General features: G+C 76.0%; 7 protein-coding genes. 5 read left to right on the top strand and 2 right to left on the bottom strand.

The window, feature by feature from the left end:
• Positions 1-156: 156 nt before the first annotated feature.
• The gene (locus ACGFI1_RS16425; RefSeq protein WP_392786028.1) at positions 157-960 is read left to right on the top strand and encodes an SRPBCC family protein; all 804 of its coding nucleotides are present in this window, start codon (positions 157-159) and stop codon (positions 958-960) included.
• A gap of 36 nt (positions 961-996) precedes the next feature.
• Positions 997-2,118 (top strand): SRPBCC family protein, encoded by a 1,122-nt coding sequence (locus ACGFI1_RS16420; protein ID WP_392786026.1) that lies wholly within the window; start codon positions 997-999, stop codon positions 2,116-2,118.
• Positions 2,119-2,148: 30 nt separating this feature from the next.
• Here ACGFI1_RS16420 and ACGFI1_RS16415 read toward each other — a convergent pair whose 3' ends face one another.
• Positions 2,149-5,091, bottom strand: a complete 2,943-nt coding sequence (locus tag ACGFI1_RS16415; RefSeq protein WP_392786024.1) for a helix-turn-helix transcriptional regulator — start codon at positions 5,089-5,091, stop codon at positions 2,149-2,151.
• Positions 5,092-5,353: 262 nt separating this feature from the next.
• Here ACGFI1_RS16415 and ACGFI1_RS16410 point away from each other — a divergent pair, with 262 nt between their 5' ends.
• The gene (locus ACGFI1_RS16410) at positions 5,354-6,688 is read left to right on the top strand and encodes a PucR family transcriptional regulator (protein WP_392786023.1); all 1,335 of its coding nucleotides are present in this window, start codon (positions 5,354-5,356) and stop codon (positions 6,686-6,688) included.
• Between the two features lie 22 nt (positions 6,689-6,710).
• On the opposite strand, the gene bdeA is transcribed toward ACGFI1_RS16410, so the two are convergent.
• Positions 6,711-7,601, bottom strand: a complete 891-nt coding sequence (gene bdeA / locus ACGFI1_RS16405; protein ID WP_387070525.1) for a bis(hydroxyethyl) terephthalate hydrolase — start codon at positions 7,599-7,601, stop codon at positions 6,711-6,713.
• Positions 7,602-7,865: 264 nt separating this feature from the next.
• Between bdeA and ACGFI1_RS16400 the strand changes: the two genes are divergently transcribed.
• A complete protein-coding gene (locus ACGFI1_RS16400) occupies positions 7,866-9,314 on the top strand; it encodes an FAD-dependent monooxygenase (RefSeq protein ID WP_392786021.1) in 1,449 nt (482 codons plus the stop codon).
• A gap of 102 nt (positions 9,315-9,416) precedes the next feature.
• Positions 9,417-11,120 carry a bis-aminopropyl spermidine synthase family protein gene (locus tag ACGFI1_RS16395; protein WP_392786019.1) on the top strand — a complete coding sequence of 568 codons (1,704 nt, stop codon included), beginning with the start codon at positions 9,417-9,419 and terminating at the stop codon, positions 11,118-11,120.

Here is an 11,120-nt window from a genome sequence, read left to right as displayed (position 1 = left end):
GAGCGGAGCGCCGCCCGTCCTGCTGCGGCCATCGGCGCACCCCTCCGGCGGGGGCGGCCGGAGCCGTCGTCCTTGCCCGTGGCCTGCGGTCTGTTTTGCCCGGTATTGACCGGGTAACCCGGCGCCTATCCGAGATGGAGGCGAGGTGGACACGACGTGAAGACCCGGAGCGGCGCGGGCACCGGCGCCGCCGTCGGCGTCGCGGCGGGCGCCGGTGCGGCCGTGGCCGCGCTGTCGGCCCGGCGTCTCGGCCGCCGCGCCCTGCGCGCGGTCGAGCGGCGGCTGGAGCGCGAGACCCGGCGCCTCGTCGCGCGGGCCGAGCAGGCGGGCCCGCTCGGCAAGGCCGCGGTGGCCGGGGTCGCGGCGCTGCGGGACGGCAAGTCCCCGTTCCGCGCGCTGCTGAGCTTCGGCTGGACGGCCCTGAAGGAGACCCTCGCCCGCGTCTTCGGGCGCGGACGCGGACGGACGCCGACCAACATCGTCGAGCAGATCGACATCGGTGCGCCGCGCCGCCTCGTCTACGACCAGTGGACGCGGTTCCAGGACTACCCGTCCTTCATGAAGAAGGTCGTCAGCGTCGAGCAGGCCGACGAGACGAAGCTGAACTGGAAGGCGAAGATCTTCTGGTCGGCGCGGACGTGGGAGGCGTCGATCGTCGAGCAGGTCCCGGACGAGCACATCGTGTGGCGCTCGAAGGGGCCGAAGGGCCACGCGGACGGGGCCGTCAGCTTCCACGAGCTGACCCCGGACCTGACCCGCGTCCTGCTCGTCCTGGAGTACCGCCCCGCCGGCCTGTTCGAGCGGACCGGCAACCTCTGGCGCGCGCAGGGACGCCGCGCGCGGCTGGAGCTCAAGCACTTCCAACGCCACGTGATGACGCAGGCGCTCACCCGGCCCGACGAGGTCGAGGGCTGGCGCGGCGAGATCCGCGACGGCGAGACCGTCTCATCCCCCACATGACCGATACCAAATGATCAACCTGAGTGAGGTAACACCATGGCACGCGGAATCCTGACGGGCCGGTCGCCCGTCGGACAGATCGCCAAACGGCTTCCGGGCGGGCGGCGGAGCAGCCGCGTCCCCGGCCTGGGCCGCATCGCCGGCAGCCTGCCGAAGGGCCTGCCGAAGAGCGTGCCCGGCGGGCGGACCGCCGGCACCGCGGGCGGCGTCCTGCTCGGCGCCGGCGCGGCCGTCGCCGCGAGCCGCGCCCTCGCCGGGCGCCGCGGCGAGCAGAGCGGCGACACGTCCGGGGCCGAGGAGAAGGAGAAGGCGACGGCGAAGGCCAAGACCAAGGCTCCTGAGAAGAACGAGAAGAGCGAGAAGAACGAGAAGAGCGGGCAGGGCGGCGGCGCGAACGAGAGCAGCAACGGGCAGGGCGTGCTCGGCCGGCTCAAGGACACCGTCGGCGGCGCGCTCCCCGGCGGGCAGGGCGACGACGACGCCAAGGACGACGGCGCCAAGGTCGGCGGTGGCGGCGGCGGTAAGAAGGTGAAGGTCACCAACATCGTCGAGCACATCGACATCGGTGCGCCGCGCCGTCTCGTCTACGACCAGTGGACGCGGTTCCAGGACTACCCGTCCTTCATGAAGAAGGTCATCAGCGTCGAGCAGGCCGACGAGACGAAGCTGAACTGGAAGGCGAAGATCTTCTGGTCGGCGCGGACGTGGGAGTCCACGATCGTCGAGCAGGTCCCGGACGAGCACGTCGTGTGGCGCTCGAAGGGCCCGAAGGGGCACGTGGACGGGACGGTCAGCTTCCATGAGCTGGCCCCGAACCTGACCCGCGTCCTGGTCGTCCTCGAATACCACCCGCAGGGCTTCATGGAGCGGACCGGCAACCTCTGGCGCGCGCAGGGACGCCGGGCGCGGCTGGAGCTCAAGCACCTCCGCCGGCACGTGATGACGCAGTCGCTCACCCATGCCGACGAGATCGAGGGCTGGCGCGGCGAGATCCGCGACGGCGAGGTCGTCCGGACGCACGAGGACGCCGTCGAGGACGAGAAGTCCGAGAAGCCCAAGAAGTCGGAGAGCGCGGAGAAGAAGCCGGCCAGGGGCAAGAACGGCTCGGGCGCCAAGGCCAAGAACGAGGACGCCGAGAAGGAGTACGAGGAGGTCTGACCCCCGGGACACGGGCCCCGCGGCCGCCGCTCAGCGGATGAGCCGGGCCAGCTCGACGCGCGACCGGATCCCGAGCCGGGTGAAGACGTTGCGGAGATGGTGGTCGATCGTCCGCGGGCTGAGCAGCAGCCGCGCCGCGATCTCCCGGTTGGTGGCGCCCTCGGCCGCCATCCGGGCGATGTGCGCCTGCTGCGCGGTGAGCGTGCCGAACCCGCTCGCCGCGCGCGGGGCCGCGGCACCGGGGGCCCGCGTGCCGCCCGTCCCCACCGTCCCCCGCTCGGGGACGGGCGGCACGGCCGCCGGGGGCGCGACCGCCTCCCCGGCGGCGCGCAGCTCCGCGCGGGCCTGCGCGGTCCACGGGGCGGCGCCGTACCGTTCGAAGATCCGCAGCGCGGCGCGCAGGTGGGCGCGGGCCGCGCGGGGCCGCCGGCCGCGCCGCAGCCGGTGCCCGAACAGCAGTTCCGTGCGGGCGAGGTCGAACACGGCGCCGGCGGCCTCGTGCAGCCGCAGCGCCTCGGTGAAGTGCTCCTCGGCGTCGGCGTCCCGCTCGGCGATGAGGGCGCGGCAGCGGCGGTTGAGCGCCTCCCGTCCGGGAGCCGCATGCCGGCCGGCGGTGCCGATGCCCTCCGTCCAGGCGCGGAAGCGCTCGTAGGCGCGGGCCGCCTCCTCGTGCTCGCCGGTGCGGACCAGCGCCTCGACCAGGTGCGGGACGGCGAACAGCCGCGCCGGGAGGTGGGCGAGCCCGGCGCCGCCCGGCAGCCGGAGCCGCGCGGCGGCGTCGGCGGGACGGTCCGCGGCGAGGTCCAGGCAGGCGGGCGCCCACGAGCCGAACGCGGCGGCGCGGGTGCGGCCGCGCAGGTCCGCGGTGCCGGTGAGCGGCGCCAGCCGCGCGTTCGCGGCGGCGGCGTCGCCGTTGAACGCGGCGGTGAGCGCGAGGGTGGCGAGCTGCTCGGCGGCGTGGCCGTGCAGCCGGGTCGCGCGGGCGAGGCGCAGCCCGTCGTGGCAGGCGGCGATCGGTCCCGGCGGGTGCCCGAGCAGCGCCTCGCACCGTCCGGCGACGAGCAGCGCGTACGACTCGGCGGGCGCGTCGCCGAGCCGCCGGGCGGACGTGACGGCCTCGGCGGCGAGGACGCGGGTGCGCGGCGCGTCCCCGAGCGCGAACGCGGCCAGCGCCGCCCACACCAGCGCCGGCGGGTCGGGGATCCCCGCGCCGAGCCGGACGGCGGTACCGAGCCGGTCCACCGCCTCCGGATAGCGGCCGCGGACCATCGCCGCCATGCCGCCGAGGTGCGCCAGCATCAGCTCGCAGCGGACGTCCCCCGGCGGGGCGGGCAGCGACGCCGCCCGGTCGGCGATCTCCAGGTAGGCGTGGGTGTCCCCGGCCGCGTCGGCGGCCTCGGCGGCCCACATCAGCGCGTCCAGCGCCGCCTCGGCGTCGGTGGCGGCGAGCCGTTCGGCCGCGTCCCGCAGTGCCGGCACCGCCGCCGCCGGGGTGCCCGCCGCGACCTCGATCTCGCCGCGCAGCAGGGCGGCGCGGGCGGCGCGCGTCCCGTCGCAGGCGGGCGGCCGGACCTGCCGGAGCATCGCGCGGGCCCGCCGGGACCGGCCGCTCGCCCAGGCGTCCCCGGCGGCGGCGAGGAACCGGTCGGTGCGGGCGCCGTGCTCGGCGGTGAGCGTCGCGGCCCGCTGCCAGAGCCGCCAGGAGTCGGCATAGCGGCCCGCGCGGCGGCGGTCCGCCGCCGCGTCCGCCAGCTCGGCGGCGAGCGCGTCGTCGGGTTCGCCGGCGACGGCCGCGCGGTGCCACTGCCGCCGGGGCCGCTGCCAGTCCTGGACGAGGATCTCGGCGAGCAGCGCGTGCGCGTCCTGCCGCTCGGCGCGGGACGCGTCCGCCCACAACGAGGACCGGACGAGCCGGTTGCGGACCGCGACGCCCTCGCCCTCGAACCGCAGCAGCCCCGAGTCGCGGGCGGCGTCGAGGTCGGCCGGTTCGATGCCGTCCAGCCGGGTCGCCCGCGCCAGCGTCGCGGCGCCGAGCCACTCCTCGGCCACCGCCATCAGCACCAGCCGCCGCGCGCCGGCGGGGAGCCGCAGGTGGCGGCGGCGGTAGCGGCCGCGCAGCGAACTCGCGGCGGGGAGCGCGCGCGGCGGCGGCGCCGCGCCGGACAGCTGCCCGGGCGTCAGCGCGGCGGCCAGCTCCCGGATCGCCAGGGGCCGCCCGCACGCCAGGTCGACGATCTCCTCGGCGAGGTCGCCGTCGCCGCCGGCCCCGCCCGCGGTGCCGTCGCCGCCCGCCCCGGCGTCGGCGCTCAGCGCGTCCTGGAGGACGCGGCGGCTCGCCTCCTCGGCGAGGGGCGCGAGGCGCAGCCGCGGGATCCCGGCCAGCGTGCTCGCGTCCCCGCCCGGGGCGGTGCGGTCGTCGCGGACGGCGAACAGCACGGCGACCGGCTCGTCCTGCACGCGGCGCGCCGCGAACGCCAGCACCTCCAGCGAGCCTTGGTCGAGCCGGTGCGCGTCGTCCGCCCAGCACAGCACCGGGCCCTGCCGCGCCGCCAGGCTCAGCAGCTCGCACACCGCCGTGTAGAGGACGAACGGCGCGGCGCTCGGCGCCCCGTCCATGATCGTGCCGAGCGCGCCGCGGTGCGCGGGCGGGAGCTGCGCGATCTCCGCAGCGAGGGGGCGCAGCAGCCGGTGCAGGCCCGCGTAGCGGACGTCCGTCTCCCCGGGGACGCCCGTGGTCCCGCACGTCCGGAAGCCCTCTCCGGCCCGGCGGACGGCGGCCTCCAGCAGGGCCGTCCGGCCGATGCCGGCGTCCCCGGCGAGGGTCAGGGCGCCGCCCTGCCCGCCCCGGGCCCGGTCGAGCATCGCCTCGATCGTCTGTATCTCGCGGTCGCGCCCGTGCAGTTCGGGCTGGGGGCGGGGGTGTGGGTGGGGCTGGTGCGGGTGGGGCTGGGGGTGCGGCTGGGGGTGGGTCATGCCGGTCCCTCCTCATCGGGGAACTGACCTCGGCCGGGCGCCGTAGGCGGCTCCTCTATTGGACGGGGTCTCAAAAGGGAAGGGGACCATAGGTGAGCACGGCCGCCCGCCGGCGGTCCAGAGCCCGCCTCCGTTTCGTGGCCACGGCGCAATCCGGACGTGCCCCGGTTGTGAGCCCGCACAGTCTGGACGTCCTGCGATGGCCCGCAGGCGCCCGTGATGGCACGATGAGGCCCCCGCGTTGTGCTGGAGGTGGCCCGCGATGACGGCAGGACGGTCCGCGACGGTGAACGGGACGGCGGACGGCACGGTGGCCGGGACGGCGGCGCGGCGGCCCGATCCGGCCCGCCCGATGGACGCGGACCGCACCATCATGCGCAAGGCGGTGCTGCGGCTGTCGGACCGGTTGCCCGACCTCGCCGACCGGCTCACCGCCGAGATCCTGTCCGGCGACCGGGGCGACCGCGACGACGCGTTCCGGCACGACGTGTGGGAGATGTGCCACACCGGGCTCGGGCACGGCTTCAAGACGATCCTCGAACCGAGCCGGGGCCGCGCCGACCTCGACTGGGCGCGCCGCCTCGGGCAGCGCCGGGCGCACCAGGGGCAGCCCCTCGACCAGCTGCTGCGCTCCTACCGGCTCGCCGGGCGGGTGTTCTGGGAGGCGGTCGTCGAGGTCGTCGGGCAGAACGACCCGGAGAACGTCCCGGCGCTGATCCGGCAGGCGACCCGCACCTGGGACACCATCGACCAGCAGTCCGGCGCCGCCGCGGCCGCCTACCACCGCACCGAGCTGGCGCTGGCGCGGCGCAGCGAGGAGCGCGTCCAGGCGATCGTGGACGCCCTGCTGGACGGGCAGGGCGCCGACGGCGGGCTGCTCGCGACCGCGACGTCCGTCCTCGGGCTGCCCGCGACCGGCCGGTACGCGGTCGTGATGCTGGGCGCCGAGTGCGGCTTCGGGGACGGCGTGGACCGGCGCCCCGCCGACACCGGCGGGATGCGGTTCATCTGGCGGCTGCGCACCGACGCGCAGGTGGCGCTGGTCGCGCTCGGCGCCGCCGAACTCGACGACCTCGTCGCCGCCGTCCGCCCCTACGCGCGCTCGCACGCCGGGGTGAGCCCGGTCGTCGGCTCGCTCGCCGAGCTGGGCGGCGCCCGCTGGTTCGCCGAGCTGGCGCTGCGGACGTGCCGCGGCCCCGGCAACCAGATCGCCCGGCTGGACCGCCGCCTCCCCGACGCGCTCGTGCTGTCCCAGCCGCGCCTCGCCGGCCGGCTCGGGCACGTCGCGCTCGGCGGCCTCGGCGACGTGGACCCCGGGTTCCGCGACGTGCTGCTGACGACGCTGGAGACCTGGCTGGAATGCGACGGCTCCGCGGCGCGCGCGGCCGACCGGCTGTTCTGCCACCGCAACACCGTCCTCAACCGGCTCCGCAAGATCGAGCAGCTCACCGGGCGGACGCTCACCCGCCCCGGCGACCTCGTCGAGCTGTCCCTCGCGCTCAGCGCGCTCCGGCTGCACGGCGCTGAGGACGGCTCCGCCGACGCTGGCATGGCCGGGCCGCCCGTGCGGGGAGGCAACGGGCGGCCCGGCCGGTAGGGGAGCCCCGGGGGGACGGGGGCTAGGAGTTCGGGCAGGTGTCCCGGTACTCGGAGATGTTCAGGTCCGGGTTCGGGCCGGGGCACAGGAACTGGTCGTAGCGGGTGTCATTGTCGATGTACCGCTTGAGCCAGGAGATGCTGTACTTCGCGATCGTCGTGTTCGCGATGTTCGGCGCGAAGTGGCTGGCGCCGTTCAGCTCCAGGTACGCCTTCTCCGACGACGCCGGGATGCTCGTGTAGAACGGCTCGGAGTGCGAGGCGACGGGCGCGACCGTGTCCGCCTCGGCGCCGATGATCATCGTGGGGACGCGCACGTCCGAGAAGTTCTTCTGCAGGTCCCACGGGGTCAGCGGGATCGCGGCCTGCAGCTGCGGGCGCTCCTCGGCGGCCTCCAGCGTCCCGCCGCCGCCCATCGAGTGGCCCATCACGCCGAGCCGGGTCGCGTCGATCCGGGTCCGGACGCTGCTGCGCTGGGTGAGGTAGTCGAGCGCGGCCTCCAGCTGCCGGGCGCGGCTGCTCGGCTGGTCGAGCCGGGTGTTGGTGTCGATCGTGAAGATCACGAAGCCCTGGGAGGCCAGCCGCGGGCCGAGCCAGGCCATGCTGCTCTGGTCGGCGGTGAAGCCGGGCGCGACCGCCACCGCGCCGAACGTCCCCTCGGCGGTGCTGGTCGGGTAGTAGATCGTCCCGCCGCCGAAGCCGGTCACGCTCAGCGACGACACGCTCGTCTGGGACGTCGCGAACGGGCCGCGCAGCGCCTCGATGCTCTGCACGGTCGGGGCGGGGCCGCGCTCGTAGGGGTTGTCGGCCGCCTGCGCGGCGGCCTGCGGGACGGTGAGTGCGCCGGCGGTGAGGGCCGCGGCGAGCAGCGCCTTCGCCGCCCGGCCGGGGGCGTGCCTGGGGAGGGATCGCACGTCGCTTCGCTCCTGTTCGGGGGGAGGAGCCGGGAGCCGGCTCCCCGGAACGGGGCGGAGCCGGGGGACCGGCTCCAGGATGCGCACATTCTCGGCACGCCGCCGGGCCCCCGGCATCGGCGAAATCGCCGGTCATCCCGGGACGGCGGCCCTGGCCAGGCGGAAGCAGCGGTGAGGCGCCGCGCGGCGGGCGGTCGCTGTCAGCGCGCTGGCAGCGATCTGCCAGGGCGGCGGCGGAGGCTCGGTCCCGGAAGGGAGAACGACATGATCGACGTACTCGTCATCGGAGCCGGCCCGACCGGCCTCACCCTCGCGGTCGACCTCGCCCGGCGCGGCGTCCGGTACCGCGTCATCGACCCCGGCACCCGCACCGGCTCGCGCGGCAAGGGCCTCCAGCCGCGCACGCTGGAGGTCTTCGACGACCTCGGCGTGATCGGCGCGATCCGCGCGGCGGGCGCCGCGTACCCGCCGATCCGCGCCTACGCGGGCGGCGAGGTCGTGTGGGAGGGGCGGATGAGCGAGACGAAGGCCGCGACGGCCGCCGTCCCGTACCCGAACGTCCTGATGGTGCCGCAGTGGCGCACCGAGGCGATCCTCCGCGACCGCCTGGCGGACCTCGGCGGCCGGGTGGAGCGGGGCGAACTCGCCGCGTTCACCCAGGACGCGGACGGCGTCACCGCCACCCTCGCGGACGGCGGCACCGTCCGCGCCGCCTACCTCGTCGGGGCCGACGGCGGCCGGAGCGCCGTCCGCAAGACCCTCGGGATCGGCTTCGGCGGCGAGACCCGCGACGCGGAGCGCATGCTCATCGGCGACGTCCGGACCGCCGACCTCGACCGCGACCACTGGCACACCTGGGCCGACATGGCGACGCAGTCCGTCCGCGTCGGCCTGTGCCCCCTCGCCGGGACGGACGACTTCCAGTTCACCGCCCCGATCGCGCCGGACGCGAACCCGGAGCCCACCCTCGCCACCTACCAGAAGTCCCTGGAGGAGGCGTCCGGCCGCACCGACATCCGCCTGACCGACCTGACCTGGAGTTCGGTCTACCGGGTCAACATCCGGATGGCCGAACGCTTCCGCGCCGGCCGCGCCTTCCTGGCCGGCGACGCCGCCCACGTCCATTCCCCGGCGGGCGGGCAGGGCCTCAACACCGGCGTCCAGGACGCCTACAACCTCGGCTGGAAACTCGCGGCGGTCGTCAACGGCGCGCCCGCGTCCCTCCTGGACACCTACGAGGAGGAGCGGCTGCCCGTCGCCGCCGCAGTCCTCGGCATCAGCACGGCCCTGTACGAGAAGGCCGTCGAGGGGCAGGCGGACGCGCACCAGCGCGGCGAGGAGACGCAGCAGCTCCTCCTCGGTTACCCCGACAGCTCGCTCTCGGACGGCCCGCTCGGCGGCACCCGCGCCCCGGACGGCGTCCTGTACGGCAGGGACGGCGCCCGGCACCGCGTGCACGACCTGCTCCGCGGCCCCCATCTGACCGTGCTCGCCTTCGACTCCTTCGATACGGCGTTCGCGTACCCCGGCGTCCGGGTCGTCACGATCGGCGAGGCGGAGGAGTACCAGGACCGGGACGGCGAAGTCTGCGCCGCGTACACCTCCGGCGGCGCGGCGCTGACCCTGATCCGTCCGGACGGCTACATCGCCTGCACGGGCGACGCCGACACGATCCGCAGCCACCTGAGCGGCCTCAGCAGCACCACGGCGTAGCACGGCCGCATGGCCGGTCGGAATTCCGGTGGCGGGGGCGGGCTCGCGCGGCTCATAGGATCGTGGACCGAGCGTCCCCGCCGAGCGGAGCAGGTCCGACCCATGACGAATGCCGAGCAGCAAGACCCCTTGCGGGACGACCCGCTGGAGGCCGTCCGCGCGCTGCGGGCCGAGTTCGGCATCGACGCCCGGCGCATCGACCAGGTCGGCCGGCTGCTGGCGGCAGGCGACTTCCGCACCGTCGAGGAGGTCGTCGCGAGCACCGGGACGTCGCGGCGGACGGTCGAAGCGGTCTTCCGGGCCCTGGAGCCGGACCTCGAAGCGTCCGGGGACGGGCGGCGCATCGCGAACCCGAACGCCGAGAAGTACCGCGGCGTGTTCGACGAGCGGGAGCCGTTCGGCGCCCGCGACCCGTGGGCGGAGTCCGCGCGCCGCGACCCGGCGGCCGTCGCCGCGGCGGAGGCGCTGATCGGCGCGGCGCCGCCGCCCGTGCAGGCGCTCGACCACGTCCCCGCCACCGCCGAGACCGTGGTCAAGCGCGCCCGGTTCATGCTGGACGGCTTCGACCCGGCCGGCGCGCACGTCCTCTTCGTCGGCGACCACGACCTGACCTCGCTCGGCCTCTTCCTGGCGGGCGGGGCGCCGGGCCTGCGGGCGAGCGTCGTGGACGTCGACGAGCGGCTGCTGGAGTTCGTCGACACCGAGGCGGCGCGGCGCGGCTGGGACGTCCGCTGCCACTTCGCCGACCTGCGGCTCGGGCTGCCCGCCGTGGTGCGCGAGTCCGCCGACCTGGTGTTCACCGACCCGCCGTACACGCCGGACGGCGTCCAGCTGTTCGTGGCGCGCGGGCTGCAGGGGCTCCGCGACCACCGCAACGGCCGGGTGCTGCTGGCCTACGGGTACGGGGAGCGGCAGCCGGCGCTGGGGCTCGCCGTCCAGAAGGCGCTGAACCCGCTCCACCTCGCCTACGAGGCGATGCTGCCGAACTTCAACCGGTACGTCGGCGCCCAGGCGGTCGGCAGCGCCGCCGCGCTGTACGTCCTGCGCCCCACCCGGCGGACCGAGGCCGCCGCCAGGACCATCGCGGACGACCCCCGCACCGCCATGTACACCCACGGCGCCCAGTCGGTCGAGGCGGGCGGCGGCCTGGACGGCGAGTCGGCCGCCCGCGTCCTCGAACTCGGCGCGGACGCCGGCGAGAAGATCCTCCTCGCCGGTGCCGACTGGCCGAAGGACGCCCCCGGCCGGCGGGTCGCGCTGCCCGCCCTCCTCGGCGCGCCGCTGCCCAGGAACCTGCAAGACCACGGCACCGTCCTGGTCAACCTGTATCCGGGGTTCGGCGCGTCGGCGGTGCGGGCGCTGCTGGCCGCCAACGCGCGGAAGGCCGGGCTCGTCTGCCGCGACGACCTGCCCTTCCTCAAGGACGCGGCGGGGCAGCGCGAGTTCGCCCGCCTCATCGGGCCCAAGTACCGGATCGTCCGGTGGCTGCGCGGCACCCCCGGCCCCGGGCAGGCCCTCGTCCTCGCGGAGAGGACCCGGCCGGACGAGCAGTCCGGCGCCGCGCGCGTCCTCGGCTTCCTGTACGCGCGGGCGCACGGCAAGCTCGGCAACGCCTGGCGCGAAGGGCTCATCGCACTCCGGAAGTCCACCGGCGGGACGCTCACCAAGGGCGAGGCCCGCGCCGCCATCGAAGCGTCCGCGAGCCGCCCGGAACTGCTGGACAGGTCGCTCATGGACCTGCCGCAGCACCTCTTCGCCACCCTCGAACAGGACGTCGAACGCTCAATCGCGGCCCTGCCCGCCTGA

Source organism: Actinomadura geliboluensis (genome assembly GCF_043197915.1).
In the GTDB taxonomy this organism is placed as follows: domain Bacteria; phylum Actinomycetota; class Actinomycetes; order Streptosporangiales; family Streptosporangiaceae; genus Spirillospora; species Spirillospora geliboluensis.
The sequence above is the reverse complement of the archived record's forward strand: the minus strand, read 5'-3'. Positions and strand labels throughout refer to the sequence as shown.

What these genes read in the sequence shown, in the direction of transcription:
- ACGFI1_RS16420 (WP_392786026.1), top strand. Translation starts at nt 997, where the DNA reads ATGGCACGCGGAATCCTGACGGGCCGGTCGCCCGTCGGACAGATCGCC.
- ACGFI1_RS16415 (WP_392786024.1), bottom strand. Translation starts at nt 5,091, where the DNA reads ATGACCCACCCCCAGCCGCACCCCCAGCCCCACCCGCACCAGCCCCAC.
- ACGFI1_RS16410 (WP_392786023.1), top strand. Translation starts at nt 5,354, where the DNA reads ATGACGGCAGGACGGTCCGCGACGGTGAACGGGACGGCGGACGGCACG.
- ACGFI1_RS16400 (WP_392786021.1), top strand. Translation starts at nt 7,866, where the DNA reads ATGATCGACGTACTCGTCATCGGAGCCGGCCCGACCGGCCTCACCCTC.
- ACGFI1_RS16395 (WP_392786019.1), top strand. Translation starts at nt 9,417, where the DNA reads ATGACGAATGCCGAGCAGCAAGACCCCTTGCGGGACGACCCGCTGGAG.